This is a genomic window from Mesorhizobium sp. P160187, assembly GCF_057766425.1.
This window is the reverse complement of record NZ_JBYMDX010000003.1, coordinates 587,600-602,127: the sequence shown is the minus strand read 5'-3', so window position 1 is coordinate 602,127 and position 14,528 is coordinate 587,600. Positions and strand designations below refer to the sequence as shown.

Here is a 14,528-nt window from a genome sequence, read left to right as displayed (position 1 = left end):
TCTAGGATCTTGAAAAGGCCGGCTTCTGCTTGGCCTTGAAGGCGCTCACGCCGGCTTTGAGGTCGCCGGTCAGCGCAACGAAGCCGCTGGCGAGCGCCTCGGTGGCGGCCGCACTTTCCTCGCCTTCGGCGACTGCGATCATCAGCTTGGCGGCTTCGGTTGCGAGCGGCCCGCGCCCGGCGATTTTTTCGGCCCAAGTCCTGGCCTCTGCCAGCGCCTGGCCGGTCTCGACCACGCGGTCAACGACGCCGAGGGCAAGCGCGTCGGAGGCGGCAAAGAGCTCGCCGCCGAGTGCCATGCGGCGCACGATCTGGGCCCCAAAGCGGCGCACGGCGCGCTGCGTGCCGGACCAACCGGGGACGACGCCGATCGATGTCTCGGGAAAGCCGAGCTTCACCTGCGTTTCGGCGACACGGAAGTCGCAGGCGACCGCCAGCTCCAGCCCGCCACCCAGCGCATGGCCGGAAAGCACCGCGATGGTCGGCTGCCGCAGCCGCGCCAGTCGGTCGAAGACACGGTGGCCGTAGCGCACCCATTGCACCTGAAAGTCGGCAGCGCTCATTTGTGCCCAGGCCTCGACGTCGCCGCCGGCGCAAAAGCCTTTGCCTTCGCCGCGGATCAGCACGACGCGCACGCCTTCAGCCATTTCGGCTTCGTCGAGCGCTGTCTCGAGCGCGCGCAGCATCGGAATGTCCAGCGCGTTGAACTTCTCCGGCCGGCGCAGCGTGACGATGCCGATGGCGCCGTCCTGCTCGAAGGTGACGAGGCGCTCAGCCATGCGCGCCTCCGAGCGAAGCGCCACCATTCAGCGACAGGCCGATCGGCCGGTCCTGATAGAGAGCCGCCGGCGTGACCTTGAGATCGTTGGCGATGCCGAGCGGAATCTCTGACTGCGCCAGCACATCGCGTTCGAGGTCGATGCCGGGCGCCAGTTCCGTCACCATCAGACCGTCCGGCGTCAGCTTCATCACGCAGCGCTCGGTGACGTAGGTGATGTCCTGCCCTTGCGCGACGGCGCGCTTGCCGGAGAAGGAGATGTGTTCGACCTCGTTGACCACCTTCTTGACCTTGCCTTCTGCATCGATGCGGATGCCGCCATCGGCGAGCGACAGTTTTGCGCCGGCATTGAAGAAGCCGGAGAAGACGATCTTTTTCGCCCGTGCCGTGATGTCGACAAAGCCGCCGGCCCCGGCGGTGACATGTGGCCGGGCCGAGAGTTTCGACACGTTGACGGAGCCATGGCGGTCGATCTGCAAGAAGGAGAGCAGCGAGGCATCGAAGCCGCCGGCCTGGAAATAGATGAACTGGTGCGGCGAGGGCATGATCGCCTCGGCGTTGGAAGCGCAGCCGAACTTGAAGTCGAGCAGCGGCACGCCGCCGACCGCGCCCTGCTCGATCACCCAGGTGACCTTGCCGTGCTGGCCTTCCTCGAGAAGGATACGCGGCACATTGGCCGAGATGCCGAAGCCGATATTGACGGCCATGCCATCGCGCAACTCCATGGCGACGCGGCGCGCGATTACTTTCTGGATGTTCATTTCGGCGTTGCGAAAGCTTGACAGCGGGCGGAAGATCTCGCCCGAAATCGCCGGGTCGTAAGGCGTCAGCGTCGTCTGCAACTGGTCCGGCGCCACCACGATGTGGTCTACCAGCACGCCGGGCACGCGCACGTCATGCGGCTTCAGCGTGCCGTTCTCGACGACGCGCTTGACCTGCGCAATGACGATGCCGCCATTGTTGCGCGCGGCAAGCGCCTGTTCGAGGCCGCCGAGATAGGCGCCCTCATGTTCATAGGTCAGGTTGCCGCGCTCGTCGGCGGTGGTAGCGCGGATGATCGAAATGTTGGGCACGATCGAGCGGAAATAGAGCCATTCCTCGCCGTCGAACTGCTGCACCGAGACGATCGGCTCGCTTGCAGCCGCGTTCATGGCGCAGCCCTGGTGGCGCGGGTCGGCAAAAGTGTCAAGGCCGACCTTGGTCAGCACGCCCGGCCGCTTGGCGGCGGCCTCGCGGTGCATGTCGAACAGGATGCCCGACGGCACATTGTAGGCGGCGACCGAATTGTCGCCGATCATCTTCCAGATCTGCGGCGGCTCGGACGAGGAGGGGCCCGAGGGATAGGAGCCGCAGAGCGTGCGCTTCAACAAACCGGGCTTGGCCAGATGGTCGATGCCCTTGATGCCATACATGTCGCCGGCGGCGATAGGGTGCAGCGTGGTGATATTTTTCGGATGGCCTTCCGCGTCGAAGCGCCCGCCGATGGCGGCGAGCACGGCGTCCGGGCAGCCGAGCCCGCTCGACGACGAGACCGACACGGTCATGCCGTCCTTGATGAGGTTGGCGGCCTGCTGAGCGGAGACGAGCTTGCTCACTTGGCGCTCCCGAGTTTCGGCTCGATGGCAACCGCCTTGCCGGATTTCCCGGACAGCAACGCTGCTTCGGCCGACGCCAGCGACCAGACGCCGTCCTCGCCGGTGGCGGAGGGCTGGCCTTCTCCACGCATGGCGGCATGGAACTGGCGCAGCGACCTGGCGTAGAGGTCTTCTCGGTCGAAGCTCAGTTCTTCCTCGCCTTTGGCGGTGCGTAGCAGCACCGAGCCGACTGGCTTCTGCGTCATCACATTTTTTGCGATCAGCGAACCTTCGGAACCATGCACCTCAAAGCCGGTATCGGCGAACTTGGTTGTGAAGCCTTCATGCGACTGGGCAATCAAACCGGACCTGAAGCGCCAGATGCACATGGCACCGTCTTCCAGCCCGCTGCCGGCCATGCCGGCCGACTGGGTGAAGGCCGAAATCTCGATCGGGTCGTCGCCGAGCACGAAGCGCAGCGTGTCGGCATCGTGCACGGTGATGTCGAGCACCACGCCGCCGCCGGCTTCCGGTCTGGTGATGCGCCAGCCCTGCAGGTTCTCCGGCAGATAGACGGCATGGAACACACGCGCGGCAATCGGCTTGCCGATGCGGCCGGCTGATATGGCGTCGCGCATGGCGTGGTGGGCGCCGGCATTGCGCAGATGATGGTTGGTGCCAAGCACCACGCCGGCTTCCTTGGCGGCGGCGACCATCGTGCGCGCATCAGTGCTGTTCAGCGCCAGCGGCTTTTCGCACAGAACATGCTTTCCCGCCTTTATCGCGGCCAGCGCCTGTTCGAGATGCAGTTCATTGGTGGTCGAGATGTAGACGACGTCGATGTCGGCGCCGAGCAAATCGTCAAGCGTCGAGACGGCGAGAGGAATGTTGTTTTCTGCGGCATAGGTCTTGGCGCGCTCCGGGTTGGAGCTCATCACCGCTGATATCTCGCCATCCTTTTGTGCGCGGATGGCGTTGATCATGAACTGTTTGGCGATCGTGCTGGCGCCGATCAGTCCCCATCTGACGCTCATGCCGCGTCTCCCATTCCTGCTGATGTGTTCTGGGCGCGGCGACCGGGACCGCAGCTGTCCCTGACGACCAGATTGACGGCGCCGATATGGTCCTCGGCATGCGTGGTGCGCGACTGGATCATCTTCAGCATGACGTGGGCGGCGCGTTCACCGAGGCCGGGTGTGTCGACCGAGACGCTGGTCAGCGCCGGCATATAATGCTCGGCCTCGACCACGTCGTCGAAGCCGACGACGGCAAAGTCCGCGCCGGGCTCCAGCCCGCGCTTGCGCAGCGCCAGCATGACGCCGAAGGCGACGGCATCGTTGAAGCACAGTGCCGCCGTCGGCGGCTCGGCCATGGCAAGGGCGGTTTCCAGGCACGCGATGCCGCCCCTGCGGCTGGTCTCGCCTTCGACGACAAGCACGTCGCGCCTGGCAATGCCCAATGTTTCGCAAGCTTCACGAAAACCGCCCAGGCGCTCCTGATAGACGACCAGGTCGGAGGTGCCGCCGAAGAAGGCCAGCCGGCGATGGCCCTTGCCGATCAGATGGGCGGCGGCGAGATACGCGCCGCGATGGTTGTCAGGAGCGATCACCGGGATGCGGCTGTCCGGCAGGCGGCGCATGGCGAAGACGACCGGCACGCCCGCCATCTCGAGGCGACGGAAGGCGCCCGGCGTGGTGCCGCGTGCCGGTGACACGATCAGGCCTGCGACGCCCTGTTCCATCAGCGACTTCAGCACTTCTTCCTGGCGCACCGGGTTCTCCGCCGTGTTGGCGATGAAGGGCACGATGCCGGCTGACTGGAAGACGCGCTCCATGCCGACCGCCAGCTCGGCGAAAAAGGGGTTGGTGAGATCGTTGATGACCATGCCGATGACGTTGGAATGGGCTTTGCGCAGATTGGCGGCGCCGCGGTTGTAGACATAGCCGACATCCTCGATCGCCTTGCGAACCTTGACCGCGGTTTCAGGCCGGATCAGCCCTGAGCCTTGCAGCACAAGCGACACCGTCGATTTGGACACACCAGCCTCGCGGGCGATGTCCAGGATCGTTGCCTTGGGCCGGCTGGCCATGTCGGTGGTTTCCTCCGCCTGAATGAGCAAATCTATTGGAACGTTCTAATCACTCTGCCAAACGAGAGTCAATCGGGATTCTTGCGGAGATCGAAAAGGTGAGGAATGCGGTTCCAAGCAAGGGCTCTTAGCCTTCTTCGGCATTTGGACCGGTTCAATCGCCTGAATCATAAAGGTTCTTGATTTATTGGAACGTTCCATTTATAGGATGCCGAAAACGGAGGTTGCCATGGATATCACCCTGCCTACGCAGAATGGCGGCCGCGTCAGCTACAAGCTCGCGGGCAGTCCGGTCGAGCCCGTAATCGGTGCGGTTTTCCCGCGCATCGCCTATGCCGCTGCCCATGTCGTCGCCGACCCTTTCGCGATGACCGACCCCTGGTCGAAGCCTGCGGTCGACTGGGACAAGACGATGGCGTTTCGGCATCATTTGTGGCGGCTTGGCTTCCGCATCGCCGAGGCGATGGACACCTCGCAGCGCGGCATGGGTTTCGACTGGGCGAATGCGCAGGAATTGATCCGGCGCTCGATCGCCGAGGCGCGCAGCGTCGAAGGCGCAGACCTCGCCTCGGGCGCCGGCACCGATCATCTGGCGCCGGCCAATTCGAGATCACTCGAAGATGTGATCGCCGCCTATGAGGAGCAGTTCGCTTTCATTGAAGGCGAGGGCGGCAAGGCGATCATGATGGCCAGCCGGGCGCTGGCGGCGGTCGCAAAAGATCCGGACGACTATATCAGGGTCTACGATCGCATCCTCAGCCAGGCATCCGGCAAGGTCATCCTGCACTGGCTGGGCGACATGTTCGATCCGGCGTTGCAGGGATATTGGGGCAGTGGGAATTTCGAGGCTGCGCTCGACACCGTCGTCGCCATCATCGAGCGCCATGCTAATAAGGTCGAGGGGATAAAGATATCGCTGCTCGATGCCGGCAAGGAAGTTGCCTTGCGCAACCGGCTGCCGGAAGGCGTCGTCATGTTCACTGGCGACGATTTCAACTATCCCGAACTGATTGCCGGCGACGGGAAGCGGCACTCGCACGCTTTGCTCGGCATATTCGATGCCATCGCGCCGGTCGCCAGTGCGGCGCTGGCGAAACTGGCTGAGGGCGACCGCGCCGGCTATGACGCGCTGATGGCGCCGACAGTGCCGTTGTCGCGCAAGATCTTCGAGGCGCCGACGGAGTATTACAAGGCCGGCATCGTCTTCATGGCCTGGCTCAACGGCCATCAGGACCATTTCGCCATGGTCGGCGGCATGCAGTCGGCGCGCGGCATCCTGCACTATGCCGACATCTTCCGCCTTGCCGACCAGGCAGGGTTGCTCGCCGATCCCGAGCTTGCGCTGGCCAGGATGAAGCATTTCTGCGCGGTTGCAGGTGCCTGAGAACGACACAATCGCTGGCTGAAACCTGTCCCCCGTATGGGGGATTTGCGTTCTCGCGCCAAATCTGTATTCGGTTGCCGGGATTGGATGCGGACGGAGCGGCAATGACGGAAAAAGTGGCGCTCATCACCGGTGTAACCGGGCAGGACGGGGCCTATCTCGCAGAATTGCTTCTGCAGAAGGGCTATATTGTCCATGGCGTCAAACGCCGCTCGTCCTCGTTCAACACCGAGCGCGTTGACGACATCTATGTCGATCCGCACGAGCGCGGTGCGCGTTTCTTCCTGCATTATGGTGACCTGACCGACGCCACCAACCTTATTCGCCTGGTGCAGGAGACACAGCCCGGCGAGATCTACAATCTCGGCGCCCAGAGTCATGTCCAGGTGAGTTTCGAGACGCCGGAATACACCGGCAATGCCGATGCGCTGGGAGCACTCAGGCTGCTCGAGGCGATCCGCATCCTGCGCCTGGAGAAGTCGGTGCGCTTCTATCAGGCCTCGACGTCGGAGCTTTATGGCAAGGCGCGCGAGGTCCCGCAAAGCGAGACCACGCCCTTTCATCCGCGCTCGCCCTATGCCGCGGCCAAGCTTTACGCCTACTGGATCACGGTCAATTACCGCGAGGCTTACGGCGTGTTCGCCGCCAACGGCATCCTGTTCAATCACGAAAGCCCGACACGCGGCGAGACCTTCGTCACTCGCAAGATCACACGGGCCGTCGCCTCGATTTATCATGGCCTGCAGGACACGCTCTATCTCGGCAACATCGATGCCAAGCGTGACTGGGGCCATGCGCGCGACTATGTAGAGGGCATGTGGCGCATTCTGCAGCACAGCGAAGCCGATGACTTCGTGCTGGCGACCGGCGAGGCGCATTCCGTGCGCGAATTCGTCGAACTGGCTTTTGCCGAGACCGGACGCAGCATCCGCTGGCAAGGCGAGGGTGTCGATGAAGTCGGTGTCGATGCCGGTTCGGGCACTGTCCTGGTCCGTATCGATCCGCGCTATTTCCGGCCGACCGAGGTCGATCTGCTGCTCGGTGACCCCGCCAAGGCCAAGGCAAGACTCGGCTGGTCGCACACGACCGGCTTCAGGGATCTGGTGACGGAAATGGTGCAGGCCGATCTGGCACGCGCGGCCGGCGGCACGCGGCAGAACAGCCGTTCTGCGTGAGGCAGGCCGATGGACGCGACATTTGAACTGAAGGGCAAGCGTGTCTTCGTCGCCGGGCATCGCGGCATGGTCGGTTCGGCCGTCGTGCGCCGGCTGGCGAGCGAGGACTGCGAGATACTCACCATATCGCGCGACAAGCTCGACCTGCTCGACCAGGCGGGGGTGCGGCGCTGGATGGCCGACCACAGGCCGGATGCGGTGGTGATGGCGGCCGCCAAAGTCGGCGGTATCCTGGCCAATGACCGGTTCCCTGTCGATTTCCTGCAGCAAAACCTGGTTATGCAGGGCAATGTCATTGACGGCGCCTTTCGCAGCGAGGTCGGCAAGCTTTTGTTTCTCGGCTCGTCCTGCATCTATCCAAAGCTCGCGCCGCAGCCGATCAGGGAAGACGCGCTGCTGACCGGTCCGCTCGAACCCACCAATGAATGGTATGCGATCGCCAAGATCGCCGGGCTCAAACTGTGCCAGGCCTATCGGCGCCAGCATGGCGTCGACTACATCTCGGCGATGCCGGCCAACCTTTACGGTCCTGGCGACAATTTCGATCTCCAGTCCAGCCATGTCGTACCGGCGCTGATGCGCAAGGCGCATGCGCTGGCACTGAGCGGTGGCAGCAGCCTGGAGGTCTGGGGCTCGGGCACGCCGCGGCGTGAATTCCTGCATGTCGACGACGCCGCCGATGCCTTGGTCTGGCTGTTGAAGAATTGTGCCGGCGACGGCCACGTCAATGTCGGCTCGGGAGAGGATGTCACCATTGCCGAGCTTGCCCAGACCGTCGCATCGGTCGTCGGCGTCGAGGCTAATATCGCCTTCGATACGACCAAGCCAGACGGCACGCCGCGCAAGTTGATGGATGTTTCGCGGCTGTTTGCAACGGGATGGCGCCCCCGCTACGCGCTTCGCGGTGGATTGGAACAGACATATGCGTGGTTTCTCAACCATGTTGAGAAGGGTGATGTCCGCCTCGGCGCGGCCTGATTCCAATTTTCCTTGAACCATTTCGCTGCCGCCCGCGACCAAGCGGTGTGTAGCAAACACGGTCCATCAAGGAGAACGTCAATGTTTATCACTTCAAGAAACGTCTTTCTCGCCGCCATCGCGGTTTCGGTGCTGGCAGGGTGTCAGACGGCACCGCCGAGGGAATGCGAGAAGACCAAGCCCGGTGTCACCTACAACGGCAAATGCTGCGGCATCGGCACACCGTGCCGTGAAGGCAACAACACCCCTCATGACAAGCCCGACAGGCCCGATCCGCGGCCACAGTGATCCGCGAGCCAGAAACGTCCCGGCACGCGCCGGGACGTTTCGCCCCCGACAGGGTGGATTTACGGATCGGAAGGCCGCTACCCGGTTCCTTGCTGGCCGGCATTTGAATACGAAACGGGACGGCGGGGCAGTAGACGATGCGGTCGCGCAGATCGCGCGAAAACTTCCCGCCGGATATGTACTTCAAGGGGCTGTTCGACTGTTCGAAGGGAAGGTCCCGTAGAAACTCAGATTTCGCTTTCCGTCGATGCGAAGGATGCTACTAAAAAAAATTCGAGATGCTCTTGAACTCATTTGGGGCGCCTCCTAATTCGATTTCCGCCAAGGCCATAAGGCTCGGCAAAAAATGGCGGCGCCGCACGGGGCGGCGTCCTTGTACCCATGTTGCTTCAAGGAGGATGTGGCTATGAGAACCTTTGATACCCTCTATCGGACCACCGTCGGTTTCGACCGGCTTTTCGACATGCTCGACAGCGGCACGCGTCCAGACTGGCCGCCCTATAACATCGAGAAGGTCGACGAGAACGATTACCGTATCTCGATGGCCATCGCAGGCTTCAGCCAGGATGAGGTCGAGCTGACCCAGCATGGACCCGAACTGGTCGTGGTAGGCCAGAAGGCTGATGATCAGAGCGGACGCCAGCTGCTGCACCAGGGCATCGCCTATCGCAGTTTCAGGCAGACGTTCAAGCTTGCCGACCACATGAAGATCAAGGCAGCCAAACTGGAGAATGGCCTCCTCTCGATCGACATCGTCCGTGAGATTCCCGAAGAGCTGAAACCGCGCCGCATCAGCATCGGCGTCGGCGACACGCCGACGGCCGCCACTCAGATCACGCAAGACACGGACCGCGCGCGTAAAGCCGCGTAATCCTGTCGATCTGTCACACTTTGAACTGCGGGTCCGCCTCCCGGTTCCGGCCGGGAGGCTGTGATTGCGGAGAAACGAAGATGATCACTGCAGGACGTACTGGCGCGCCTCTGTCGCGCGCCTGCAGTTGGCCTGGACCGCGCAAACCATGAAACTCAATGGTTCGTTCAATTTGGAGGATCATATGAACGATCGGATGTTTGACAGCGCCGTTTTCGTGAAAAGCGGCGACAACCTTGTTCAGGAAATCACGTGTCTCGAGGACGCTCTGGAGTTCCTCTATGAATGGCCGAAGGACAGGCGCGGCCCCATTCACCAAACCGCATTGCGGGCCTGCCAGCGAGCTTTCGATAGCGATTATCCGCTTTCCGCAGCCAGAGACGCGTTCAGCGGTTTTGCGAAAGCAGCCAGAATCCTTGAGGAAGTATCCAAGACAATGCCGTGGATGATGGGCAGAGGTGGCGAAGGCGGAGGAGTGACTGCCTAAAGCGCGTCGCGAAACGGATTCATGCGACACGCTTTAAGTCTTTGTTTTGATGCATGTCGTTGTCCCAGAACCGCGGCATACTTCTGGGTGACATGCATTAGGAAAGGAGGTCATGATGCTATCGAAACCTTTTGAAAAGCCAGTCCGGGTGTGGGTGGGATTGGGCTTTCCCCGCCAACTCAACACGGTCGCAGATGCCTATCAATTCGCATCCGAATGGTGTGGCAACAGCCCGGAGCAGAGAGCTGCTATTCGCGCTTGCAAAGCCGCTCTGATTGGCGATGTGGAACCCGAGACAGCACGAGGCGTCTTCGTCGCGTTCGCTCGCAAGAAGGATATTCTTATGGAGGACGGCATCGAGCCTGCGCCTTCAAGGACGCTAAGCCCGCACCACGTCTAAAGCGCGTCGCGTTTGAACGGACTCAGACGACGCGCTTTAGGTCTTTGTTTTTATGCATGTCGTCTCAAAACCGGGGCCACTTTTGAGCGCCATGCATTAGAATGTCCACAAACACGAGGCGGCTGCCACAAGCGGTGGCCGCCTTACCGGCTAAGTCGTCGAAGGGGTCAGCCAAAAACGGGCTTGGCTAAGTTATTGAAAGGATGGTGGGCGTGACAGGGATTGAACCTGTGACCCCTGCAATGTCAATGCAGTGCTCTCCCGCTGAGCTACACGCCCATCCGAAGCCGCGCATACACCATTTTTGGTCCAGCGCGTCAATAGCCGGAAAGGGAAAGAAAGGCTCGTTTTGTCGCGCCGCCGACGAAGCGGCGAGATCACACTGTGCGTGCTTCAGGCGGCCTGCAGCATTTTTTCGACCTCGTTGACGAGATCGCGCAGGTGGAAGGGCTTGGACAGCACCTTGGCGTCTTTCGGCGCCTTGGAATCGGGGTTGAGCGCGACGGCCGCGAAACCGGTGATGAACATCACCTTCAGGTCGGGATCGATCTCGGTGGCGCGGCGGGCGAGTTCGATGCCGTCCATCTCCGGCATGACGATATCGGTCAGCAGCAGGGAGAAAGGTTCTTCGCGCAGCCGCTCGTAGGCGCTGGCGCCATTGTCGAAATCGCTGACGTGGTAGCCGGCCCGCTCCAGTGCCTTGACCAGGAACCGGCGCATGTCGTCGTCGTCTTCCGCCAGCAGAATGCGTGCCATCTTGTCCCGTCCGAATCACCCCAGCCAAGCCTGCCGTCCGGCAAGCCCGTTAACCATCCTGTATATGAGGAGCTGACGGTAAACATCAAGTGAACGTTGGCGGCATTAATCCTGATTTGACGGGGTTCCTGACATGCCGAAATGCTGGACATGCGGCCGATGAGGTGGCAGTTTCCCATCATGATGCATTGCTGTTTCCGGGTTCGTTCAAATTGACGACGGCAGCCGAAGATTTTTCGGTCGTTCCACCCTTCGAAATCCGATCGGGCGCCGAGCAGCGCGTTCCCTTCGTCTTCAACTCACCGCATAGCGGCCGCTATTATCCAGACCGCTTCCTGGCCATGGCGCGGCTCGACCGGAACGCCATCCGCCGCTCCGAGGATTGCTATGTCGACGAGCTGTTCGGCAGCGCGGTGGTGCTGGGCGCGCCGATGCTGGCGGCGAATTTTCCGCGCGCCTACCTCGACGTCAATCGCGAACCCTGGGAACTCGACCCGCGCATGTTCGCCGAGCCGGTGCCGTCCTTCTGCAACATCCGCTCGGCGCGCGTTGCCGGCGGGCTCGGCACCGTGCCCAAGCTGGTGGGTGAGGGGCTCGACATCTATTCCGGCCGTCTGCCGCTGGCGGAGGCCGTCCAGCGCATAGAGGCGGTCTACAAACCCTATCACGAGACGCTGAAGCGGCTATTGACCAGAACCCATGCCAGGTTCGGCTATGCCGTGCTGATCGACTGCCATTCGATGCCGGCGAGCATCAGGGTGGGCGACAGCGGCCTGCGGCCGGATTTCATCGTCGGCGACCGTTTCGGCATCTCGGCCACGGCAGCCCTGACCGAGACGGCGATCGGCCTGCTCATCGGCATGGGCTACACCGTCGCCCACAACAAACCCTATGCAGGCGGCTTCATCACCGAGCATTACGGCCGGCCGGCGCGCCATCTGCATGCGCTGCAGATCGAGGTCAATCGCGGCCTCTACATGAATGAGCGGACGTTCCAGAAATCGGCCGGCTTCGATGCGCTGGCCGACGATATGGCGCGCTTTTCGGCCGACCTGATGGCGATGCCCGACCACCACTTCATAGACCTGCCGCTGGCCGCCGAATGACACGGAGCGGCGGCTGTTCATGAGATCCCGCGCTGGCCATCCCGCAGCGTAAAAAAAGACCGCATCGTTTGCACGACACGGTCGAAGTCTAGGGAGGAAACGCCCAAGGAGGGCATGGACAGGAAAACCTGTCCGAGAACAAATTTATTGTGCGATGCACAAATGTCAATCGATCCCACGCTTTTTTGATTCACTCTGATGTGAAAATGCGTTTCGATGGCGCCGATGTGTGACATTTCGGCAACGCTGATGTCTCTAAAATCGATAAACCGGCTTGTTTTGGCGGGAAAGTGCCTGCAGACCGGGTTGGCACTCTGCAATGCGGGAGAATCACGTGGACATCAGCATCGATTTCATGCGCCGGATCGCGCAAGCGGCGGCGGCTGAAACCTTGCCGCGTTTTCGCGCACAGGGCGCGGTGGCCAACAAGGAAAAAGGCAGTTTCGACCCGGTCACCGAGGCCGACCGCGAGGCCGAGCGCGCCATCCGGGCGCTGATCTCGGCTGAGTATCCCGATCACGGTATCCTTGGCGAAGAACATGGCAGCGAAAACATCTCCTCAAGGCATGTCTGGGTGATCGATCCGATCGATGGTACCCGCGCCTTCATCTCAGGCCTGCCGGTGTGGGGAACGCTGGTCGGATTGACGGTCGACGGTGACGCCGTCGCCGGTATGATGGCGCAGCCGTTCACCGGCGAGCTGTTCTACGCCAACGCTTCCGGCTCCCACTACGAAGGCCCCGGTGGGCCGCGGAAGCTGTCGACCCGCAAGAGGACGAAGCTTGACGAGGCGACCTTGTTCACCACCACGCCGGCGCTTTTCAAGGGCGAGGCGCGCATCCGCTACGACGCGTTCGAGAAACAGATCCAGCTCGCCCGCTACGGAGCCGATTGCTACGCCTTTGCCATGATTGCCTCGGGCAGCGTCGACATCGTCGCCGATCCCGGATTGAAACCCTACGACATCGTGGCGCTGATCCCGATCATCGAAAAGGCCGGCGGCGTCGTCACCACATTCGTGGGCGGTCCGGCGGAAAAGGGCGGCGACATCCTGGCCGCCGCAACGCCGGAGCTTCACGCGGCTGCAATGGCAGCCCTGCGGGGCTGATAGTCGACCCGATCAGCGCGGCTTGATCGAGCGCTGGAATTCCGCCGGCGTTCGCCCGTAGACCTGCCTGAACGCTGAGCTGAAATGGCTGTGGCTGGAGAAGCCGAGGTCCAGGCCGAGCGTGGTCAGATTGTCGTAGCGGCCAAGCAGGTCGAGCGCGCGCGCCAGCCGCAGGCGCAGATGGTAGCGATAGAGCGGCATCGCCTCGACCTGCTGGAAAACCTGCGTGAGATAAACCGGTGATACCCCGACTTCAGCGGCGATCTCGGCCAGCGTCCAGCGCCGCGAAAGATCCGAGGACAGGACGAGCTTGGCGCGATCGACCAGCTTCTGCCGGCCAGCGCTTGCGCCGGCGGCATGCGAGGTGCGCTCGCCGAGGGAGCGCCGCACCAGCGTCAGCGCCAGGGTTTCGGCCTCCAGCGTTTCGGCAATGTTGCGGCTCAGGCTGTGGCGCAGCACCGCCACCAGCGCCTGAGCCCGCGGGTCGATGCGGCGGCGCTGACGACGAAACGCCACGGCGCTGCCCGAGCGCAACTGCTCCTTCGGCGTCAGCTCCTGCAGTTGCGCCTCCTCGACAACGAGATCGAGGCAGGAATCGCCACCCTCGACGGGATGGCTGATCCGGTAGCCTTCGGCGTTGTTGAAGAACAACAACTGGTTGGCTTCGGCGACCGCATCGTTGCGGCCGACATGGCGCACGAAGACGCCGCGATAGGGAAACACAAGATGCGTGGCAGCGGTGCACTCTTCTTCGCTCTTGTGCCGGCATTCGCCGCTGCAGAGGACATCCCTCACCATGACGGTGCCGGTGTCCAGAAGTGTCTGTACCGTGAACTGCGACATGGTGAGCTGAGACATGGCCGTGGCATTCTACCCTTGCACCGAAAGCTGCTCCGGCACATTAGGCGATTGACCTGTCCAAACCTGTCAGGAGACTTCACCTGTCGGGCCCTTTGTAACGGCCATGGCTCAGTCCCACAAACGGCGCATGTATTCGCAGTGAGCTTGGCTGCGCGACAGGCCGATGTCCTTGAGCTGTTCGTCGGTCATTTCGAGCAAGGCAAGGCGGCTTCGGCGCCTTTCCAATTGACGGCCGATCCAGTTGGCCGCCGCGATGCCTTGTGTCCGCAAGGACCGCCGGAACGTCGCGGTTTGAGTTGTCGGCTGATGTGCGAGGCATTGCGCCGCATGATCGGGGCGCATCGCTCAGGCTTCCCCGTTGCCGGCGCCGGCCACTGAGGCGCCGGCTTCGTTCAGCGCAATCGCGCATTCCTCGCAGCAGACCTCGACGGTCTTGCCGCCGACCTTGACGCGGATCGGGTTGGCGTCCAGCTGGCAATCGCAGGCAGCGCAGGTTTTCTCGGTCATGACGTCATCTCCTTGGCGTTCGGTTCGACCCGGAGAGATGAGCATTCCGGGGCGGCACCGGCTGTCAGAATCTTTAGCTCTTTGGGTGCTGCCGGCGCTGCTCCTGACAGAAGGCTGTCAGCAGGCGACGCAAGCTCAAGGCGCCGCAACATGCAGCGCCGGCGGCA

The 14,528-nt window shown here is 62.4% G+C and carries 17 protein-coding genes and 1 tRNA gene; 9 read left to right on the top strand and 9 right to left on the bottom strand.

The features are described 5' to 3' along the window. Window position 1 precedes the first annotated feature (1 nt). Genes AC3CCE_RS06210 through AC3CCE_RS06195 form a run of 4 tightly spaced genes read right to left on the bottom strand, consistent with a single transcriptional unit; the run spans window position 2 to window position 4,440 of the window. Window positions 2-778 (bottom strand): enoyl-CoA hydratase/isomerase family protein, encoded by a 777-nt coding sequence (locus tag AC3CCE_RS06210; RefSeq protein WP_023671185.1) that lies wholly within the window; start codon window positions 776-778, stop codon window positions 2-4. Next, window positions 771-2,372 carry an acyl CoA:acetate/3-ketoacid CoA transferase gene (locus AC3CCE_RS06205; RefSeq protein ID WP_023747126.1) on the bottom strand — a complete coding sequence of 534 codons (1,602 nt, stop codon included), beginning with the start codon at window positions 2,370-2,372 and terminating at the stop codon, window positions 771-773. Before AC3CCE_RS06205 ends, AC3CCE_RS06210 begins: the two co-directional genes overlap by 8 nt. Beyond that, window positions 2,369-3,385, bottom strand: a complete 1,017-nt coding sequence (locus tag AC3CCE_RS06200) for a Gfo/Idh/MocA family protein (RefSeq protein ID WP_352510372.1) — start codon at window positions 3,383-3,385, stop codon at window positions 2,369-2,371. The genes AC3CCE_RS06205 and AC3CCE_RS06200 overlap by 4 nt, the downstream gene beginning before the upstream one ends. Continuing rightward, window positions 3,382-4,440: a LacI family DNA-binding transcriptional regulator gene (locus AC3CCE_RS06195; RefSeq protein WP_023747128.1), complete on the bottom strand. Its 1,059-nt coding sequence runs from the start codon at window positions 4,438-4,440 to the stop codon at window positions 3,382-3,384. Before AC3CCE_RS06195 ends, AC3CCE_RS06200 begins: the two co-directional genes overlap by 4 nt. Window positions 4,441-4,669: 229 nt before the next feature. On the opposite strand from AC3CCE_RS06195, the gene AC3CCE_RS06190 reads away from it, so the two are divergent. The 7 genes from AC3CCE_RS06190 (at window position 4,670) to AC3CCE_RS06160 (ending at window position 10,023) form a co-directional block, all read left to right on the top strand. After that, window positions 4,670-5,824, top strand: coding sequence for a dihydrodipicolinate synthase family protein (locus AC3CCE_RS06190; protein WP_352624332.1), 1,155 nt, complete (start codon window positions 4,670-4,672; stop codon window positions 5,822-5,824). A 104-nt stretch (window positions 5,825-5,928) separates the two neighbouring features. Then, on the top strand, window positions 5,929-6,999 hold the full coding sequence (gmd, locus tag AC3CCE_RS06185; RefSeq protein WP_488377115.1) for a GDP-mannose 4,6-dehydratase: 1,071 nt from the start codon (window positions 5,929-5,931) through the stop codon (window positions 6,997-6,999). A 9-nt stretch (window positions 7,000-7,008) separates the two neighbouring features. Then, on the top strand, window positions 7,009-7,977 hold the full coding sequence (gene fcl, locus AC3CCE_RS06180) for a GDP-L-fucose synthase (protein WP_352624330.1): 969 nt from the start codon (window positions 7,009-7,011) through the stop codon (window positions 7,975-7,977). Between the two features lie 81 nt (window positions 7,978-8,058). Continuing rightward, the gene (locus AC3CCE_RS06175) at window positions 8,059-8,265 is read left to right on the top strand and encodes a hypothetical protein (protein WP_023686425.1); all 207 of its coding nucleotides are present in this window, start codon (window positions 8,059-8,061) and stop codon (window positions 8,263-8,265) included. 406 nt (window positions 8,266-8,671) lie between these two features. Continuing rightward, window positions 8,672-9,136 carry an Hsp20 family protein gene (locus tag AC3CCE_RS06170; RefSeq protein WP_023671192.1) on the top strand — a complete coding sequence of 155 codons (465 nt, stop codon included), beginning with the start codon at window positions 8,672-8,674 and terminating at the stop codon, window positions 9,134-9,136. 64 nt (window positions 9,137-9,200) lie between these two features. Next, window positions 9,201-9,623 (top strand): DUF982 domain-containing protein, encoded by a 423-nt coding sequence (locus tag AC3CCE_RS06165; protein WP_352624327.1) that lies wholly within the window; start codon window positions 9,201-9,203, stop codon window positions 9,621-9,623. A 112-nt stretch (window positions 9,624-9,735) separates the two neighbouring features. Beyond that, window positions 9,736-10,023 (top strand): DUF982 domain-containing protein, encoded by a 288-nt coding sequence (locus AC3CCE_RS06160; protein ID WP_031197745.1) that lies wholly within the window; start codon window positions 9,736-9,738, stop codon window positions 10,021-10,023. A gap of 204 nt (window positions 10,024-10,227) precedes the next feature. Here the strand turns inward: AC3CCE_RS06160 and AC3CCE_RS06155 are convergent. Both AC3CCE_RS06155 and cpdR read right to left on the bottom strand, forming a co-directional pair. Beyond that, window positions 10,228-10,302, bottom strand: a tRNA-Val gene (locus AC3CCE_RS06155). 114 nt (window positions 10,303-10,416) lie between these two features. Beyond that, window positions 10,417-10,779: a cell cycle two-component system response regulator CpdR gene (gene cpdR, locus AC3CCE_RS06150; RefSeq protein WP_023671195.1), complete on the bottom strand. Its 363-nt coding sequence runs from the start codon at window positions 10,777-10,779 to the stop codon at window positions 10,417-10,419. A gap of 164 nt (window positions 10,780-10,943) precedes the next feature. Between cpdR and AC3CCE_RS06145 the strand changes: the two genes are divergently transcribed. Continuing rightward, window positions 10,944-11,885 carry an N-formylglutamate amidohydrolase gene (locus AC3CCE_RS06145; RefSeq protein ID WP_023704024.1) on the top strand — a complete coding sequence of 314 codons (942 nt, stop codon included), beginning with the start codon at window positions 10,944-10,946 and terminating at the stop codon, window positions 11,883-11,885. 334 nt (window positions 11,886-12,219) lie between these two features. After that, window positions 12,220-12,993, top strand: a complete 774-nt coding sequence (hisN, locus tag AC3CCE_RS06140; RefSeq protein ID WP_023735045.1) for a histidinol-phosphatase — start codon at window positions 12,220-12,222, stop codon at window positions 12,991-12,993. Between the two features lie 12 nt (window positions 12,994-13,005). Here the strand turns inward: hisN and AC3CCE_RS06135 are convergent, their stop codons facing one another. The 3 genes from AC3CCE_RS06135 to AC3CCE_RS06125 form a co-directional block, all read right to left on the bottom strand. Next, window positions 13,006-13,836: a helix-turn-helix domain-containing protein gene (locus AC3CCE_RS06135; RefSeq protein ID WP_023735044.1), complete on the bottom strand. Its 831-nt coding sequence runs from the start codon at window positions 13,834-13,836 to the stop codon at window positions 13,006-13,008. A gap of 126 nt (window positions 13,837-13,962) precedes the next feature. Then, a complete protein-coding gene (locus AC3CCE_RS06130) occupies window positions 13,963-14,196 on the bottom strand; it encodes a DUF1127 domain-containing protein (protein ID WP_023751336.1) in 234 nt (77 codons plus the stop codon). A gap of 3 nt (window positions 14,197-14,199) precedes the next feature. Next, a complete protein-coding gene (locus AC3CCE_RS06125) occupies window positions 14,200-14,361 on the bottom strand; it encodes a hypothetical protein (RefSeq protein ID WP_023695699.1) in 162 nt (53 codons plus the stop codon). Window positions 14,362-14,528: the final 167 nt, after the last annotated feature.

Coding starts and splice junctions, on each gene's coding strand:
- AC3CCE_RS06190 (WP_352624332.1), top strand. CDS start 4,670: ATGGATATCACCCTGCCTACGCAGAATGGCGGCCGCGTCAGCTACAAG.
- AC3CCE_RS06210 (WP_023671185.1), bottom strand. CDS start 778: ATGGCTGAGCGCCTCGTCACCTTCGAGCAGGACGGCGCCATCGGCATC.
- gmd (WP_488377115.1), top strand. CDS start 5,929: ATGACGGAAAAAGTGGCGCTCATCACCGGTGTAACCGGGCAGGACGGG.
- AC3CCE_RS06175 (WP_023686425.1), top strand. CDS start 8,059: ATGTTTATCACTTCAAGAAACGTCTTTCTCGCCGCCATCGCGGTTTCG.
- cpdR (WP_023671195.1), bottom strand. CDS start 10,779: ATGGCACGCATTCTGCTGGCGGAAGACGACGACGACATGCGCCGGTTC.
- AC3CCE_RS06195 (WP_023747128.1), bottom strand. CDS start 4,440: ATGGCCAGCCGGCCCAAGGCAACGATCCTGGACATCGCCCGCGAGGCT.
- AC3CCE_RS06170 (WP_023671192.1), top strand. CDS start 8,672: ATGAGAACCTTTGATACCCTCTATCGGACCACCGTCGGTTTCGACCGG.
- AC3CCE_RS06160 (WP_031197745.1), top strand. CDS start 9,736: ATGATGCTATCGAAACCTTTTGAAAAGCCAGTCCGGGTGTGGGTGGGA.
- AC3CCE_RS06200 (WP_352510372.1), bottom strand. CDS start 3,385: ATGAGCGTCAGATGGGGACTGATCGGCGCCAGCACGATCGCCAAACAG.
- AC3CCE_RS06130 (WP_023751336.1), bottom strand. CDS start 14,196: ATGCGCCCCGATCATGCGGCGCAATGCCTCGCACATCAGCCGACAACT.
- fcl (WP_352624330.1), top strand. CDS start 7,009: ATGGACGCGACATTTGAACTGAAGGGCAAGCGTGTCTTCGTCGCCGGG.
- AC3CCE_RS06125 (WP_023695699.1), bottom strand. CDS start 14,361: ATGACCGAGAAAACCTGCGCTGCCTGCGATTGCCAGCTGGACGCCAAC.
- AC3CCE_RS06135 (WP_023735044.1), bottom strand. CDS start 13,836: ATGTCGCAGTTCACGGTACAGACACTTCTGGACACCGGCACCGTCATG.